Source organism: Hoylesella loescheii DSM 19665 = JCM 12249 = ATCC 15930, assembly GCF_000378085.1.
Classification (GTDB): domain Bacteria; phylum Bacteroidota; class Bacteroidia; order Bacteroidales; family Bacteroidaceae; genus Prevotella; species Prevotella loescheii.
The window spans coordinates 70,648-87,325 of record NZ_KB899215.1 but is presented as its reverse complement, the minus strand read 5'-3'; the positions used below and the strand labels follow the sequence as shown (position 1 = coordinate 87,325).

At 47.2% G+C, this 16,678-nt stretch carries 13 protein-coding genes; 7 read left to right on the top strand and 6 right to left on the bottom strand.

Going from position 1 to position 16,678, the window contains the following annotated elements; translation table 11 throughout:
* Positions 1-400: 400 nt before the first annotated feature.
* The gene (locus F453_RS0107900; protein ID WP_018967532.1) at positions 401-1,825 is read right to left on the bottom strand and encodes an ATP-dependent DNA helicase; all 1,425 of its coding nucleotides are present in this window, start codon (positions 1,823-1,825) and stop codon (positions 401-403) included.
* Positions 1,826-2,065: 240 nt separating this feature from the next.
* On the opposite strand from F453_RS0107900, the gene F453_RS0107895 reads away from it, so the two are divergent.
* Entirely contained in the window at positions 2,066-2,899 is an 834-nt protein-coding gene (locus F453_RS0107895; protein WP_009235059.1) for a DUF3822 family protein, read from the top strand.
* A gap of 48 nt (positions 2,900-2,947) precedes the next feature.
* On the top strand, positions 2,948-3,496 hold the full coding sequence (rsmD, locus tag F453_RS0107890; protein ID WP_018967531.1) for a 16S rRNA (guanine(966)-N(2))-methyltransferase RsmD: 549 nt from the start codon (positions 2,948-2,950) through the stop codon (positions 3,494-3,496).
* Between the two features lie 7 nt (positions 3,497-3,503).
* Here rsmD and F453_RS0107885 read toward each other — a convergent pair whose 3' ends face one another.
* Complete coding sequence (locus F453_RS0107885; protein ID WP_018967530.1) at positions 3,504-5,519, bottom strand: TonB-dependent receptor; 2,016 nt, start codon at positions 5,517-5,519, stop codon at positions 3,504-3,506.
* A 440-nt stretch (positions 5,520-5,959) separates the two neighbouring features.
* Between F453_RS0107885 and F453_RS0107880 the strand changes: the two genes are divergently transcribed.
* Positions 5,960-7,363 carry a C1 family peptidase gene (locus F453_RS0107880; RefSeq protein ID WP_025789957.1) on the top strand — a complete coding sequence of 468 codons (1,404 nt, stop codon included), beginning with the start codon at positions 5,960-5,962 and terminating at the stop codon, positions 7,361-7,363.
* Between the two features lie 272 nt (positions 7,364-7,635).
* On the opposite strand, the gene cysK is transcribed toward F453_RS0107880, so the two are convergent.
* The gene (gene cysK / locus F453_RS0107875) at positions 7,636-8,583 is read right to left on the bottom strand and encodes a cysteine synthase A (protein ID WP_018967528.1); all 948 of its coding nucleotides are present in this window, start codon (positions 8,581-8,583) and stop codon (positions 7,636-7,638) included.
* Positions 8,584-9,004: 421 nt separating this feature from the next.
* Here cysK and F453_RS0107870 point away from each other — a divergent pair, with 421 nt between their 5' ends.
* Complete coding sequence (locus F453_RS0107870; RefSeq protein ID WP_018967527.1) at positions 9,005-9,970, top strand: ADP-ribosylglycohydrolase family protein; 966 nt, start codon at positions 9,005-9,007, stop codon at positions 9,968-9,970.
* A gap of 86 nt (positions 9,971-10,056) precedes the next feature.
* Here F453_RS0107870 and F453_RS0107865 read toward each other — a convergent pair whose 3' ends face one another.
* Positions 10,057-11,016 (bottom strand): DMT family transporter, encoded by a 960-nt coding sequence (locus F453_RS0107865; protein ID WP_044108480.1) that lies wholly within the window; start codon positions 11,014-11,016, stop codon positions 10,057-10,059.
* 276 nt (positions 11,017-11,292) lie between these two features.
* Between F453_RS0107865 and F453_RS0107855 the strand changes: the two genes are divergently transcribed.
* A complete protein-coding gene (locus F453_RS0107855) occupies positions 11,293-12,111 on the top strand; it encodes an AAA family ATPase (RefSeq protein ID WP_018967525.1) in 819 nt (272 codons plus the stop codon).
* Between the two features lie 196 nt (positions 12,112-12,307).
* Positions 12,308-13,324, top strand: a complete 1,017-nt coding sequence (locus tag F453_RS0107850; RefSeq protein WP_018967524.1) for a DUF4435 domain-containing protein — start codon at positions 12,308-12,310, stop codon at positions 13,322-13,324.
* A gap of 190 nt (positions 13,325-13,514) precedes the next feature.
* Here F453_RS0107850 and F453_RS0107845 read toward each other — a convergent pair whose 3' ends face one another.
* A complete protein-coding gene (locus F453_RS0107845) occupies positions 13,515-14,099 on the bottom strand; it encodes a GNAT family N-acetyltransferase (RefSeq protein WP_018967523.1) in 585 nt (194 codons plus the stop codon).
* A 225-nt stretch (positions 14,100-14,324) separates the two neighbouring features.
* Here F453_RS0107845 and F453_RS16185 point away from each other — a divergent pair, with 225 nt between their 5' ends.
* Positions 14,325-14,543, top strand: a complete 219-nt coding sequence (locus tag F453_RS16185) for a hypothetical protein (RefSeq protein ID WP_081619142.1) — start codon at positions 14,325-14,327, stop codon at positions 14,541-14,543.
* A gap of 289 nt (positions 14,544-14,832) precedes the next feature.
* Here the strand turns inward: F453_RS16185 and nhaD are convergent, their stop codons facing one another.
* A complete protein-coding gene (gene nhaD / locus F453_RS0107840) occupies positions 14,833-16,188 on the bottom strand; it encodes a sodium:proton antiporter NhaD (RefSeq protein ID WP_025789956.1) in 1,356 nt (451 codons plus the stop codon).
* Positions 16,189-16,678: the final 490 nt, after the last annotated feature.

Sequence of the window (16,678 nt, the reverse complement as noted above, 5' to 3'; positions counted from 1 at the left end):
CTAAAAATTAAATGCCTTCGCCTGTCAATTTATTAACTCGTCAATATCAACTTGCGTCACGACCAGCTTTGGTCGTGACGCTACAAGCAACTAGCACTGACGCTACAAGTCGTTTGTAGTACGACTACAAGTGCTTTGTAGTGTGGCTACAACTGGTTTGTAGTGTGACTACAAATGGCTTGTAGCCGCTGTACAAGATAGCTTGTACGGTACGGCTAGTTTCCAAATGGCTCGAACATGCATAATCATAGCTACCAATGTACTTGCCAAACATGGTTTCGAAATTCTCAAACCATCCTTCAATCTGTGCCTTACAACGCTATTGGAAAAGCACATCATTCCCCTTTCCCTTTGGAGAGAGGTTGGGGATAAAGCCTGTTATGGACTGCGTTGAGTCTCTTTATTCCACCTGATTCTTCGGCCAATTCACCAAAAACAATTTGCTTTTGGCTCGGGTGAAAGCCGTGTACAACCAATGTAAGTAATCAGAACGCGACGAATCTTCAGGCACATAGCCTTGGTCAAGAAACACATGTTCCCATTGTCCACCCTGCGCCTTGTGGCAAGTAACGGCGTAAGCGAATTTCACCTGCAAAGCATTGAAGAAGGCATCGTTCTTTAACATCTTCATCCTATCGGCCTTCAAAGGCACGTCGGCATAATCGTTCAACACATTATTATATAGTGCTTCGTTTTGCTGAGCCGTGAGAGCAGGCGCTTCGGAGAGCAAACTATCTAGCACAACGGTTACTTGCAGTTCCTCGTTCTCATAGTCGGTGAGCTGCAACCATACGTCGGCGAAGCGCAATCCGTGAGCCGTTTGTTCGTTTCGAACCCGCATCACGCGCGCCCTGTCACCATTAGCCAAAAAGCCAATAGTGCTCCGTTCCTTCTCCGTCCAATAATAATTGTTCTTCACCACCATCAGCAAATCGCCCGTGGTAAGCAGTTCTTCGCGGCCAAGCACCGTGTTTCTGATGCCTTGGTTAAAAACGTTTGCCCGTTTGTTGCTACGTGTCACCACGATGGTTTCGTCCATCCCCACCTCTGCGTAGCTAGTGTTGAGCGTTTCGATAAGTTCGTCGCCAGGGACAACTTGTAAGTCGGCAAACCCATCCAAGCGTATTCGTGGCAACAGCGTGTCTTCATCGCGCCCCATTAGCTGCCGCAAACAAGTGGCGTTAAACAAGATGCCACTAGCCGATTGTTGCCTTACCACCTCATTTAAGTCGCATGCAAACACCTCCATGCCATAGCCTTGCATAAACTGCGTATCGAGTGCAGGGCTTTGTTCTTCGCCTACTGGCGGAAGCTGCGCTTGGTCGCCGATGAGTACAAGGCGGCAATTACGCCCGGCATAAACATATCGCACAAGGTCGTCGAGCAGCCGTCCGCTGCCAAAAGCGGCCTCTGCCCCACCCCCGTTAGCCACCATCGAGGCCTCGTCCACCATAAACAGCGTGTCGGCATGCAAGTTATCGTTCAGGTTGTACTCGCCTCCAACGCCCGCAAAGGCCCGCAACCGGTAAATCTTACGATGGATGGTGAAGGCCGCATGCCCGCCACTGTTTAGCGAAAACACCTTAGCCGCACGCCCCGTGGGTGCCATCAGCACCGTTTTCTGCCCCAATAATCCCAATGCCCGCACAAAGGCACCAGCCAAAGAACTCTTTCCCGTACCTGCACTTCCGCGCATCAGCATCAGCGAATGAGGGTTGCGGTTCACCAGAAAATGGGCGAAAAGGCGAATGGCCGACGCCTGTTCGCCTGTTGGTGTATGGCCAAAACATTGCGTTAGGCGAAGGGTTATCTCATCGGTTATCATTGTTTTTTGATTTCTTAAACACCAAGTTTGCAAACATTTTTGTAATTTTGCAGAAGCGTTGTGCAAGGTTCGGCCTTGTAGCGACGCGCCCAACACAACGGAATGCAAAGTTAGGAAAAGTATCCCGAACACCGAATGAAAGTAAACATTAATTACATCTTGGCGTTTTGCGCAGTAGTATTGCTGGCCTTATGTGTGCTCAGCATCGTCCGCGCCGCCGCTTAAACCCCACCCAAAGCCATGCAGGAGACTGCCCCCGACCTACATATACAGCAAACGCGACTGGTGATACGCGCCACCCGCAACACCCTTGCCTTCGCCGCAGTTGACCCTACGGTGCAGACAAACTTGTTTTTCGAACCCTACACCGTTCGTAGTGGCATCTCTGTAGCAGCCAATTTACGCGAGGCTTTCAAAACTTCTACTTTGCTTCTTCGTGGCTACAAGCGTGCAAACCTATTGGTAGACACGCCCGTTATGCTTGTTCCCATCGACGAGTTCCAAGAAGAAGACGTGCGACAGCTATACCATCGCACCATGGTTTTGGCTGATGCCGACACGATGATGCATCATGTGCTGCCCGATCTCAATGCCGTGGCTGCTTTCGCTGTGAACAAAGACCTTAAATTAGTGGTTGACGACCATTTTGCCGACGTGCGTATAACGCCACTGATGAAAGGTGTGTGGACGCATCTACACCGCCGAAGCTTTACGGGAAGTAGGCGCAAGCTATACGCTTACTTCCATGACAAGCGCCTAGAAGTATTCTCGTTTGGTAAAAACAGGTTTAAATTCAGCAACACTTTCAACACCAACAGTTCGCGCGATGCCGTGTACTTTATTCTTTATGTGTGGAAACAGCTGGGCTTCGACAGCATGCAAGACGAGCTGCACCTATCGGGCGACATCCCCGATAAGGAGTGGACGAAGACCGCCCTATTGGAGTTTGTGAAGAAAACATACGTTGCTAACCCTGTGGCCGACTTCAACCGCGCGTCCATCACCTCCATTGAGGGACTGCCATACGACCTGATGACCATCTTCGTAAGGGGCATTAAAGAGGGTGCGAAATAACCTCACGCCCCCAAAACAGCCTCTAATCACCCTAACAAACCGCTCATCATGCGCATCATCACCGGACTATATAAAGGCAGACATTTCGACATTCCCCGTTCGTTTAAGGCCAGACCCACCACCGATTTCGCTAAAGAAAACATCTTTAACGTGCTAAACGCATACGTAGATTTTGAGGATGCCACAGCCCTCGACCTCTTTGCTGGAACGGGAAGCATCTCGCTAGAACTGCTTTCAAGGGGATGTGCCAACGTGGTGAGCGTAGAAGCCGACCGCGAACACGCCAACTTTATTCGCCAATGCACCACAAAACTGGGCACAGACAAAAGTTTGCTTATCCGTGGCGACGTGTTCCGCTTCATCAAAAGCTGCCGCCAACAGTTCGATTTCATCTTTGCCGACCCGCCATACGCCTTACCTGAATTGGAGAAAATCCCTGATTTGGTTTTCCAACACCAACTACTTAAACCCGACGGCGTATTTGTTTTCGAGCACGGAAAAGGCAACGACTTCTCCCAACATCCCCACTTTGTGGAACATCGAGCATACGGAAGCGTTAATTTCAGTTTGTTTAAGGTGAGGGAAGAAAGCGAGTAACCCCACCTCACTCAGCTTTCAAGATGGCACTTTCGGCCTCTTTGCGGACATTTCGCACAGATTTAGGCGTCTTTTTACCATAGTCCACACTCCAAATCATCTTCAATGTGGCATATTGATTATGCCAGTCGTTTTGTCTTTCGCCATGATAGGCATACACGTCTGCAAGCAAATCGGTGGTGGCTACATTGCGTTTAATGAAGAGATTAGAGCAATTCATCTCTACGCCAATATTATTATGGTTCCAAGACAAACCAATATCGTAGAGCCATCCCGTTTTTACCAGCTTATGATTATCAACCAATTGGCGTTCGGGTGTTTTGACCGATGCCGAAAACGCGAAATCGTTTACGTAGCAATTGGCTTCAAGTGCAGCACTCCACTTTGTGTGTTGCAATTGTGTTCCGCCCCTTAGCACATTCCTTTCCCAATTGCCATCCACCTTCACATTAAACATTTTTGAAGGCCGATAAGTAGTAGAAAACGAGCAAGAAGGCGCATGATAGCGCGTGTCACTTCTAAAAGTATTCACCATTTTATCGCCCTCGGCATGGTAATCGTTTGTTATAATATGATTAGCAAACAGATAGCTAGCCGATACATTCATGGCCAAACGCGAGAAAGTTAAACCATAAGTTAGTCGGGGAGAATATAAAATGGAGTTGTGCATGTCGGGATTGCCGCGCCTAAGCATCAACCTATCCACTTGTTGAGTTACATAATTCACCGTGTTTAAAGTGGGATAAGTGTTTCCTAGTTTAAGTTCGGCGCGCAATAGATGCACATCCGACAGGCGGTTAGCCACCGAAAAGCTCAGGCGAGGCGTAACATGCGTTATGCCATCGTAACCTTTTAACCGATAGTTTAGGTACGAAAGGCCAGGCTTGAAGTCGAAAAACAATCGCCCCACACGTTGCGTATAGTCGACAAACAATATTGTTTCAGACGAGCGCAAGCGTTGCCACGTGGGCGAAAGGTCTTGATAGCGCGACTTACTAAGTCTTAGATATTCAGACAAACTGAACGACAAGCTGTTGCCATGCTTTAATTTAAGGTTGTAATTCACGCCCAAACGCGAGTACAGATAGTTCTCCGTAACGTCCGACTTGTACGTATCTCCACCCTCCACGTTATTATTAAGATAATGGTTTCGCGAATAATAACCATCGTAAACCGTTTCTATTGATTGATTTTCGCCTATTTTCCACGTTCCATAGAGAAACAGTTCGGGACGCAAACTACGCTCGCCACCGTTTTGGAGTGTAGTCAATCGCCCAGATATCGGCCCTGTATAATACCATTCGCCCTCCTTATTCTCAAATGTTCGCATGTAGTTCAGTCCGCCCTTTATCATCCAAGTGGCTTGGTCTTTCATTCTGCTCACACTGCATTGGACATATTTGTTTATGCTTAAAGTAGAGCGTTCGGGCAACACGCCCATTCTATCAACATCGCCACCAGCAAGCGAAAAGTGTTCGCTCTCCGTGATATGGTTTCGAGGTTGCTGTATGGTGTAGCCAGCCCAAGCGTTGAAATTGGTACTTTTCACCGAGTATCTAGACACAGCGTTATAGTCGCCTTGCAAAAATCCAAGGCCTTGCAGCGCATCAACCTGCGTATATCCGCCATGCGTTAATCGCTTAGTAACGAAGTTTAAGGCAGCAGCATCCTTGGCATACTTACCCGTTGGCATGTCGATATACTCTACTTTAGCCACATCTTTCGGTCGTAAGGCTCGCACTTCACGAACATCCACCTCGCGTCCATCTATATAAAGCGTCGCTCCACCTGCTGGCGTGTTCACTTTAAAGGTTTTCCTGTCTACGCTAACGCCAGGTATCATAAGGTTTCGCACAAGGTCATAGCCCGTGTGTGCATGCTTGCGTTGTTCGATTGTAGGCATAACCACGATGCGATCAGCCTCGCGTGTAAGGTGTTTTGCAATTACGTTCACCTCTGCCAAAGTTTTTTCGTGTGCCACACTGTCCGCATTCTCAGCTGATGTAGCCACTTGTGAGCGCATATTTATTGGCACCAAAAGGAGAGAAAGTAAAAGTAGGTGCCGATATTTTCTCCCCAACAACAATCTGTGAACCATATTCTTCATCATGCCTTCGTAATTAATGAAAAAATGATAAGGCTATTGGGCAAAGCCATAGCCTTTGCAAATATAATCAAAATAGAAGAAAAAAGGAAATGCAGCATTGGCTAACAACACTAATTAACGATAGCAATTAATTTGGTTTTACCAGCCGATGGCAGGGCTATCTAGTTGGATTTATAGGGCTATCCCCATTAAGATAACTAGATAAGCAAGAATAACTAGCCAGACCAAAGGAGTTACTCTAAGCCCAATAACTATCCCCCTCTATTCCACCCTTTACCAACAAATTGGGCGTAACAGGCTTGCTCATGATGGTTTTTATTGCTAACTTTGTGCAAAAATACAAACCCAAACAACTTATGAACAACAAAACGCTGATTGTGGGGGCTTGTCTGGCTGTGGCCGGAAGCCTTAACGCCCAAAACAAGGATGGTGGAATATCCTTGCAAATGCTGCAACAGATACAGCAACATGGTAAACAAACCACGGCCGAAAGGGCCATCGCTAATGCCATCGCCACCAATTCTATCGACGAATTGGCACGTACGCCACAAAGCCGTGCCGATGTTGACGCGTATTTTAGCGTGGAAACACCCAAGCAAAACATACAAAACCAAAAGAGTTCGGGTAGATGCTGGATGTTTACTGGACTGAATGTGCTCAGGGCCGACTTTGCCTTGCGCAGCGATTCGCTAACGGTAGAATATTCGCACACTTACCTCTTTTTCTACGACCAGCTTGAAAAAGCCAACCTCATGCTGCAAAGCGTGGTGGACTGTGCCAAGAAACCCATCAACGATCCCGAAGTGCAATTCTTCTTTAAGCATCCACTTAACGACGGTGGAACGTTCTGCGGTGTGGCCGACTTGGCCGAAAAATATGGCCTTGTGCCCAAAAACGTAATGCCTGAAACCTATTCGAGCGAGAACTCTAACCGCATGTCGAAGTTGATTTCGTCGAAATTGCGCGAGTTTGGACTTGAACTTCGCAAGATGGTTGCCGCCAAAGCGAAGCCTGCCCAGATACTAGAGCGCAAGACACAGATGCTTGCCACGGTGTATAAGATGCTTGCCTTGACCTTGGGAGAACCCGTTAAGTCGTTCGAATACGCTTTTAAGAACAAGGAAGGCAAGGCTATTACGCCCATTGAGACCTATACGCCGAAACAATTTTACGACAAAACGGTGGGCCGTTCGCTTAACGACAACATCATTATGGTGATGAACGATCCGCGAAACGCTTATTATAAGGTGTACGAAGTGAAACACGACCGCCACACCTACGACGGACATAACTGGCGTTATCTGAACCTTCCCATGGAAGAGATACACAAAATGGCCATCGCATCGCTTAAAGCGGGACATAAGATGTACACCTCTTACGATGTGGGTAAGCAGCTAGACCGCAGCAAGGGTTATCTAGATCTCAACAATTTTGATTACGGACCATTGTTCGGAACAACGTTCCCCATGAACAAGGCAGACCGCATTGCCACCTTCGACAGTGGCTCGACACACGCCATGACCTTAACGGCCGTTGACCTAGATTCCCAAGGAAAGGCCTTGAAATGGGAGGTTGAGAACAGCTGGGGAGCAGACAACGGACACAAGGGCTATCTTATCATGTCGAACAATTGGTTCAATGAGTTCTTCTTCCGCTTGGTAATTGACAAGCAATACGTGCCTGCCGACATCCAAAAGATGGCCGCACAAACGCCCATCATGCTTTCATACGACGACCCCGTGTTTGCGGATGATCTGTAAATTAGGAGTTGAAGGAGTTATGGAGTTAAGGAGTTAAGCCAATTACTTGAAGGAGTTATGGAGTTAAGGAGTTATGGAGTTAAGCCAATAGTTTTGTTGGCGTTAGCCCATTCCTCACCCTTTTAACCCATTCTAGCTAAGAAGTTAAGGAGTTAAGAAGTTAAGGAGTTAAGTCAATAGCTTTGCGATAAGGGAGCAAACTAACCAAGGATGTTTGTTCACGATAGCAAGACATTCGGCTTAACTCCTTAACTTCTTAACTCCTTAACTTCTTACAACGGATACTCTTCAAAGGCATACAGCACCGTTGAGAGATATCGTTCGCCCGTATCGGGCAACAAAGTAACGATGCGTTTACCCACGTTTTCAGGACGCTTAGCCAACTGTGTGGCGGCAAAGACGGCTGCTCCCGACGAGATACCAACCAACACACCCTCTTGTTGAGCCAACTGTCGACCCGTGCGTATAGCATCGTCATTACTTACTTGCACCACTTCGTCTACCACATAGCCGTTGTACGTCTTGGGAATAAAGCCTGCACCGATGCCTTGGATTTTATGTGGACCAGGTCTGCCACCACTCAACACGGGCGAATCTGCAGGTTCAACAGCCACGATACGCACGCTCGGGTTTTGCTCCTTCAGGTATTTTCCAACACCCGACACCGTTCCGCCAGTACCCACACCAGCCACAAAGATGTCAACCTGTCCGCTTGTGTCAACCCAAATCTCACGTGCCGTAGTTTCGTAATGGCGTGTTGGGTTAGCTAGATTTTCAAACTGATGCAGTATAACCGCACCAGGGATATCGGCCCTAAGCTGTTGCGCCATTTCTATTGCCCCCTTCATACCGTCTTTTCCTGGTGTAAGCTTCACCTGCGCACCATACGCCTTTACCAAGTTTCGTCGCTCAACGCTCATCGTTTCGGGCATGGTGAGTATCAATTGATACCCCTTCACGGCAGCCACAAGCGCCAATCCCACACCCGTATTGCCACTAGTGGGTTCGATGATGGTTGCCCCTGGCTTAAGCACACCACTGCGTTCGGCATCTTCAATCATAGCCAGCGCAATGCGATCTTTTACGCTTCCGCCAGGGTTAAAACTCTCTATCTTTGCCACGATGGGCGTTTGAAGGTTGTTAGAAGCCGAAAACTTACCTAGTTCCAACAACGGGGTGCCTCCGATTAGCTCGGTCAGCTGCTTTGCAATACGTGCCATACACTCTATATTCTTTGTATGATTAATATTCCTACTACGATGCAAAGTTACGAATAAACATAAAAGCACGCAATTGCATAAGTGTTATTTGTTTACCCCACACAAACGAATTAGGAGCAAAGTTATCGGCAACTAATAGACGACGAATTATTTACATCAACATAAAAACGCCACGCTGCTCGCAAATCACCTCAACTTTTCGTACATTTGCAGTGTTCTTTTGTATATTGACAATAAGATTGGCACATGAATTATACATTAAAGATATGCGCATTAGATTTGATTTTGGTGTTCGGAGGACTAAAGTGAGCACTCTGGATGATAAACAAGTAGGATAGTCCAGTTGCTAAAAGTATATGCCGTTGATGAAATTCCGATCGACTCTGATGGTATTCATAGTTTAGTAAAACGCTTAAACACGATGGAGAATGTAGACATTGAGCAAGCTAACAACAAGAAAATGCTTGCTGAGAGAATAAAAGGAACCATTTATGGTCAAGCCATTGGCGACGCACTGGGCTTGGGCACAGAGGGAATGACAGACGAAGAAATAGCCTTGAACTATCCCTATGGCATTACCCACTACAGTGACATCTTTCAAGACCATCATCGCAAAAGGTGGAAAATAGGCGATTGGACCGACGACACCGACATGATGCTGTGCATTGCCAATGCCGTTATCAAGGATAAAGGAGTTAATCTGACAACTATTGCACAGAACTTTAAGGTCTGGGCAGATGGTTGTCCGATGGGCATTGGCGAAACCACACATAAGGTTTTACTTTTTGGAGATTATGCAGAAAAGCCTTTTGAGGTGTCTAAAAAGATTTGGGAGATGGGACATTGCAGAGCAGCTGCTAACGGAGGACTGATGCGAACTTCGGTTGTTGGCTTGTTTCCAAAGGCCGTAGAAGAATGTGCAGCAAACATTTGTAGGTTAACCCACTACGATCCGCGTTGTGTTGGTTCGTGCGTTATCGTCTCTTTACTGATACATAGTTTGGTTTACGAAGGCAAAGGCCTGTCTTATCATCAAATAATCGATTTGGCGAGGAAATACGACGATAGGATTATTGAGTACGTAGACCTATCGCTCGACACCGATATTAGTGTGTTAGAACTACAAGATAAAGGCTCTGTTGGGTACACCTTACGTTGTTTAGCCGCAGGCCTATGGGCGTATTGGCATGCCAAATCGTTTGCAGAAGGCCTTCTAGCCATCGTAAGAGCAGGCGGAGATGCCGACACTAACGCAGCTGTGGCTTGTGCAATTCTGGGTGCTAAGTTCGGATATGGAACTATTCCCACGGAATACATTGATGGGCTAATTTATAAAGACCAACTTGACGACATCATTAAAGGAATAAGTTCTTTGGTGCTACACTAAAGACTGCTATGCAGATATGCTGCCTATCTGCTCTCTATCAACCTGACATACAACCACTCTTTAGAGAGGGATTGAGGGTGAAAACATTATTTCCCTTTCTCCATATCGCGCTTGCTCTTCGACTTAGTTACCAGCCACACACCACCAAACACCAAGATGATGGCCAAACCCTGTGCCCACTTCAACACGCCAATACCCATCAGCACACTAACCGTTACCGACACAATAGGCTGCACATAATTGTAGATACTAACCACCGTGGGGCGAAGCGTTTTCTGTCCAACCATGATGAGGCAATAACAAACGAAGGTGCAAATCACCACCACGTATGCCGTTTCGAGCCACGTAGTAGCCCCTATTTGTGTCCAAGGTAGGGCTGCAACATGCGCTCCTGTGAATGGCAAAAGCAACAACGTTGCCCAAAAGAACATCCACTTGCTGACCGTTATCACCGAATAGCGACGCACAAGGGGATTGAAAAGCGAGAGATAAAAGGAGTAAGAAAACTGCGCTGCAAGGCAAAGTAGGTCGCCACGAATGTCACCTTGCACACGATTTGTGGCTGCTGCGCTAGTAAGAATCAGTATTAATGCACCACTACAACCCATCAACACGCCCGTGGCCTTCTTCCCCGTGATGGGTTCTTTCAAGATAATGGCCGAGAAAACCATGGCGAAGATGGGCATCGAGGTGGTTACGATGCTGGCATTGATGGGCGAAGTGAGACTCAACCCGATGGTAAAACAACATTGGTTGCATACCAATCCAAAGACGGCCGCACCTGCAAAGCGCAACACATCTTTGCGTGGCACATGCTCTTTACGAGTGAAAAGCGATGCAAGCCAAAACAATGCCGCCCCACCTGCCACCCTAAACGACACCATCGTGATGCCGTCGATGCCGTGACTCATGGCATCTTTGCCCAGGGGAGCCATCAATCCCCAAAACAAACAAGCAAGGAACATGGCCGCATGAGCCTGCAAAGGCGGGGTGCCACGGTTGGGGCTAGGGGCTTGGCAAGTATCTTTTTGTGCGTTATCCGACATCACATTGTGCGTATCTTCGCAAGACGAAGCGGACGAACTGTCGTTGATGTGCGCCTTATCCATATCTTCTTTTAGTTTTTAATGGTGCAAAGTTACTCAAATTAGAATAAAATGCGTACATTTGTAAGGCAGGTTCTTGCAAATGGTTTCGTTCCCTTTTCGGGCGACATGCGCATGTTGCAGAACGCATAGTGATAGAGAAGCGTAAACGTTTAACAGGGCACAAGTCTGCCACCGCAAAAGCGACACAGACGAAGGCCATAACAACAAGCCCACATGGAGAAATATGCTGACTACATCAAGGAGATAGAGATAGACTCGCTATGGAGCGGAACGCGACACATTGTGTGGCGACTGCACAAGCAGGTGAACGTGTTGAGCGGTGTGAACGGCATGGGCAAGAGCACCATTCTCAACCGAGTGGTGAAGTGTTTGCCCAAAGGTGGAGACAACAACCAAAACCATGTGAAGGGCGTGCACATAACGATGGAGCCCGAAGACGCCACGTGCATACGCTACGACATTATCCGTTCGTTCGACCGCCCACTGCTCAACGCCGAAATTATTGCCAAACTGGGGCTGAACATCACTACCGAATTGGATTTCCAACTCTACCAGTTGCAACGTCGATACTTGGATTATCAGGTAGACATTGGCAATCGCATTATACACGCCTTGCAAAGTGGCACTCCCGATGCAGCACATGTGGCGCAGGCACATAACGAGCCCAAGCGCATGTTCCAAGACATGATTGACCGCTTGTTTGCCGAAACGGGGAAAACCATCATACGCACCGAGAACGAAGTGCGCTTCTCGCAAATAGGCGAAACGCTGCAACCTTACCAGTTGTCTAGTGGCGAAAAGCAGTTGTTGGTGGTGCTACTTACGGTGCTGGTTGAAGACCGTCTGCCCTTCGTTCTCTTTATGGACGAACCCGAAGTGAGCATGCACATCGAATGGCAGAAACAGCTTATCGACCTTATTCTGCAACTTAACCCCAACGTACAGATAATTCTTACCACACATAGTCCGGCCGTAATAATGGACGGATGGATGGATAGGGTGACCGAAGTGAGTGATATTACAGTGGAATAGGGAATGAATTCGAGCGCTGATAAGTTGATGAGTTTGCAAGTTCACGAGTTAACAAGTTGACAAGCCTACAAGCTTACGCGTTAACAAGTTGCCAAGGTTGCGAGCTAACAAGCTAAGAGGTGCAGCCATCTTTTCACCCTTTCACCCTTTCACCTTCTCACTTTTTCACCCTTTCACCTTTAAAACATACTTCTCCATGCCCAAAGGCCTAAAAGAACATTTATCGTCTTCGTACTTCGAAGCAGCCAACAGAATGACGCCCAAAAGGGCGCGTAGGCGCATCGTAGCATACGTTGAAAGCTACGACGACATATTCTTTTGGCGCACGGTGTTGAGCAGTTTCGAAGATGCCAGCCGATATTTCGAGGTGATGTTGCCATCGAAAGAGAACAAGTTGGAACGGGGAAAGAAAGCCGCATTGATGAGTTTGATTGGCGAGAAGGTGGGTAACGACATGATTGCCTGTGTGGATGCCGACTACGATTACCTGTTGCAAGGGGCATCGCCACTTTCGAAAGCCATACTGAACAATCCCTTTGTGTTCCACACCTACGCCTACTCTATCGAGAACCTGCAATGTTTCGCAGGCGGATTACACGAGATTTGTGTAGCCGTCACACTAAATGACCATCTTGTTTTCGACTTTCCCGACTTCTTTTCACGCTATTCGCGCATCGTGTTCCCACTCTTCGTATGGAACATCTGGCATTATCGCATGGGGCGTTATGCCGAATTTACACTCACCGACTTTAACCGTATGATAGACTACGGCAGGTTTTCGTTTCACCGTACAGAGGAACAATTGGGCAAGCTTCAAAGCAGAGTTGACCATAAACTGCGGCAATTGCGCCAACGCCATCCTAACGCCAAGGCTAGCTGGATTGAGGTGAAGACCGACTTGCTTAGGTTGGGCGTTACACCCGAAACCACCTACTTATATATACAAGGACATCATTTGGCCGACACGCTAGTAATTCCTATGCTTGTGCGCGTATGCGAATATCTTGTACGCGAACGCGAAATGGAGATTCGCCAACAAAGCGTACATTCCACACAGATGCGAAACGAACTAGCTTCTTACGCCCATAGTGTGGCAGACATGGCGCCTATGCTGAAGAAAAGTAAGGTGTATACAGATGCTGCTCCTTTCCTACAAATAAAGAAAGACGTGGAAGAGTTTTTGCAGAAAAGTGAAAAACAGGTGACGAGTTGATTAGTTTAGAGTTTATGAGTTGACAAGTTTATGAGTTGACAAGTTAACAAGTAGACGAGTCTATGAGTTTATATGTTAACCAGTTGACGAGTTAACAAGATGTAGAAAATGCTGCCGTTAACTGCAAAGCTATTGGCTTAACTCCTTAACTCCATAACTTCTTAACTCCTAAAAAAGAACTCCTTACTCCCTACTCCCTTACTCCTAAAACATACTGCAAATGCCTCATGGCATGCCCTCCCCATTGGTTATCATCCACATATTGAAAGCCAACGCTAGCATATAGCCTTTCGGCCTTGGGGTTACCCTTGTCAACAAGCAGACCCACGGCAGGTAATTGCAGTTGTTTGGCCTTTTCTATGGTAGCTTTCAACAGCGCCTTGGCAATGCCTTTGCCTCGATAACGCGCATCAACAGCCAAACTGTCTACATATAATTCACCTGCTGCAGTCTCGTCGTCCATATTGCCAAAGTCGCGATTAAAACGCGCTAAGCAACCCTGAACAAAGGCCTCACGCAGCCGATGCAGGCAAGCACCATCGTAAGAAGTGCAGACGCCAATCACTTCGCGTTGAGCATTGAGAGCCACAAGCGTGTTGAGGTAACTGTATTGGCTATCTGTGCGACAGACCAAATCTGTCATTAAGCCATGAAAACCCAACAATCCATGCTCTTCGCCTGCAAAATACAGGCAGCATTCGTGGTTCATCGCCTCCATGATAAGGCGTGCGATGTCGGAGGCTTGGCTTATTTGCGCTTGTTCGATTGTTATCATCTGCGAAAGAAATATTATATATTAGAGGTTATATTCATTACGCGAGTTCGGGATAAAACACAATTGTTATGCCTTCTGTTGCGTAACACTGGTTGGCAAGATAGCCATTCGTTCACCTGCCCTGTTTTGTTCAAAGGGCGTGGTGTCTTATTCCAAACTCGCCAATGAACCATTCCGTCGTTCGCATTTTCATCATTTCGAGAATGCGCTTTCTAAGTCCTGACGATGCATTATTACATTAACCGTCGTGTTAAATATGTTTTGGACCACAGTTCCATGTCATCTGGAATGCTGTTCCAGTTGAATTGGAACACTGTTCCAACTTATCTGGAACAGGAGTCCAACTTAGCTATAACAAAGCGGGAGCTTAAAAAGCTCACTACAAGAGCTTATCGGATGAGGTGTGAAAGATGGCGCTTGGAGGTAGGAAGGGTGAGTTGGTGACGGTGATTGGCTGTGGAATGAACCGCCTAGATGGTGCCAAGCTAGTATCAAACGTTACGCGAATTCGGGATAAGATACGATACTTTCTTGAGCAAGATTAGATAAAAAACGAATAGCTTTCTCGCCAACTAGCGCTACGCGATAGTTAACATGGCGAACATTTCTTATCCCAAGCTTGCGTATTAATTGATGAGGCCCGACAAGTCTACCCAATCCGACTGGTCAAAGTCGTCTGACTTGTCGAGCCTTACCACCCAATCACCTAATATTATAATTGGCTAAACGGTCATCAATCGAAAAACAACATACGTTCTACCCAATAAGTTAGGATGCCGGCAAGATATCCAACGAAGGCCACCCACGTAATACGTTTCATGTACCAGCCAAAGGTTATCTTCTCTAAACCCATCACCACAACGCCAGCCGCACTGCCAATGATGAGCATCGAACCACCAACACCGGCACAATAAGCCAACAACTGCCAGAAAATACCATCTACGGCCATGTCGCCAGTTGGTGCAATGGGGTACATACCCATACATCCTGCCACGAGCGGAACGTTATCTACAATGCTAGAAAGCACACCGATGATGCCCGTTACCAAGTAGTGGTTGCCGCCACTGATGCTTTCCAACCCACGTCCCATGGCCGTAAGCACGCCAATCTCAGCCAAGCAGCCCACAGCCATCAAGATACCTAGGAAGAAAAGGATAGTACCCATGTCTATCTTACGCAGCAAGGCAATAACGCGAGCCGACATCGAGTCATCTCCAAGATGTGTTCCGCGGTAGAATATCTCAGTGGCAGTCCACAAAACGCCCAATACGAGGAGTATGCCCATGTAGGGAGGCAGGTCGGTAAGATAGCGGAAGATAGGCACGAACATTAGTCCGCCAACACCAAGGAAGAAAATGATGCGACGTTGCGTGCGTGTAAAGGCCAACGCACTGTCTTCTGCCGATTTAGACATAGCAGGCAGATCGCCCTTCAACATATATTGCATGATGAAAGCAGGAACGAGCATCGACACCAGCGAAGGCAATAAAATCTCGGTGATTACGCCAACTGTAGTGATAGAGCCAGCAATCCATAGCATAATGGTGGTTACGTCGCCGATGGGCGAGAAAGCGCCTCCCGAGTTGGCAGCGATAATCACCAACGCGGCATACACCATGCGGTCTTGCTTGTCGGCCACCAGTTTGCGTAGCACCATAATCATCACGATGCTCGTTGTAAGGTTGTCGAGGATGGCCGAAAGAATGAAAGTCATAAAGGCAATGCGCCACAACAGTCCACGTTTGCTATGCGTTTGTATGGCATCGCGCACGAAATTGAACCCGCCATTGGTGTCAACAATCTCTACGATAGTCATCGCACCCATGAGGAAGAACAGTGTTTCGGCCGTTTCGCCCAAATGCTCTCTCAGGCTTTCGCCCACATGCGCCAATATGCCAGCAGTATTACCTGTCAATTCGGGCATGCCAGACAGAACGAATTCGGATGGGTTAACCATGAAAAGCGTCCAGCAAGCCACACACATCAAAAGCGCCACAGGCGCCTTGTTCACCTTCGTCAAGCTTTCGAGGGCTATGCAAAGATAGCCCATAATGAAGACAACGACGATTGCCAATGTCAATGAAGTCATTTCCCTACTATTGTTTTATGATATAACGTACAGGCGCGCCACGCAAACACCGTTCGTTTAAGGTGATATTGTTAGGTTGGCCTTTAACGCTGCAAAGATAACAAATATATTGCAATTATTTAGTTTGTAAGTTCGCGAGTTTTTGAGTTTGTGTGTTTTCTAGCTGATAAGGAGAGAAGTTTGGAAGTTTGAGTCAAGAAACAAACTATTAACTCATAACCTCACGAACTTATAAACTCATCAACCAACAAGCCCATCAACCCACAATTATAAACCATCTCAGACACTTAAAAAAACATCAACTCAATGCCTATCAACTCAAAAACTTATCAACTCAAAAACTCAAAACCTCACCTCCCCCACCTTCCTATGCCAATTTGTCAGCATTGTGACGGGCATCCACTCTTGGCACAAGCTTTGTTTATGAAGTAAGCGAACGGCGGCGGCCTATGCGCCACATACTCCGTTACACCTTATTATATATATGGTG

Excerpts from the sequence above, each read along its gene's own strand:
- rsmD (WP_018967531.1), top strand. The coding sequence starts at position 2,948 with ATGCGCATCATCACCGGACTATATAAAGGCAGACATTTCGACATTCCC.
- F453_RS0107865 (WP_044108480.1), bottom strand. The coding sequence starts at position 11,016 with ATGTCGGATAACGCACAAAAAGATACTTGCCAAGCCCCTAGCCCCAAC.
- F453_RS0107900 (WP_018967532.1), bottom strand. The coding sequence starts at position 1,825 with ATGATAACCGATGAGATAACCCTTCGCCTAACGCAATGTTTTGGCCAT.
- cysK (WP_018967528.1), bottom strand. The coding sequence starts at position 8,583 with ATGGCACGTATTGCAAAGCAGCTGACCGAGCTAATCGGAGGCACCCCG.
- F453_RS0107895 (WP_009235059.1), top strand. The coding sequence starts at position 2,066 with ATGCAGGAGACTGCCCCCGACCTACATATACAGCAAACGCGACTGGTG.
- F453_RS16185 (WP_081619142.1), top strand. The coding sequence starts at position 14,325 with ATGCATTATTACATTAACCGTCGTGTTAAATATGTTTTGGACCACAGT.
- F453_RS0107855 (WP_018967525.1), top strand. The coding sequence starts at position 11,293 with ATGGAGAAATATGCTGACTACATCAAGGAGATAGAGATAGACTCGCTA.
- F453_RS0107870 (WP_018967527.1), top strand. The coding sequence starts at position 9,005 with ATGGAGAATGTAGACATTGAGCAAGCTAACAACAAGAAAATGCTTGCT.
- F453_RS0107880 (WP_025789957.1), top strand. The coding sequence starts at position 5,960 with ATGAACAACAAAACGCTGATTGTGGGGGCTTGTCTGGCTGTGGCCGGA.
- F453_RS0107885 (WP_018967530.1), bottom strand. The coding sequence starts at position 5,519 with ATGCGCTCACAAGTGGCTACATCAGCTGAGAATGCGGACAGTGTGGCA.
- nhaD (WP_025789956.1), bottom strand. The coding sequence starts at position 16,188 with ATGACTTCATTGACATTGGCAATCGTCGTTGTCTTCATTATGGGCTAT.
- F453_RS0107845 (WP_018967523.1), bottom strand. The coding sequence starts at position 14,099 with ATGATAACAATCGAACAAGCGCAAATAAGCCAAGCCTCCGACATCGCA.
- F453_RS0107850 (WP_018967524.1), top strand. The coding sequence starts at position 12,308 with ATGCCCAAAGGCCTAAAAGAACATTTATCGTCTTCGTACTTCGAAGCA.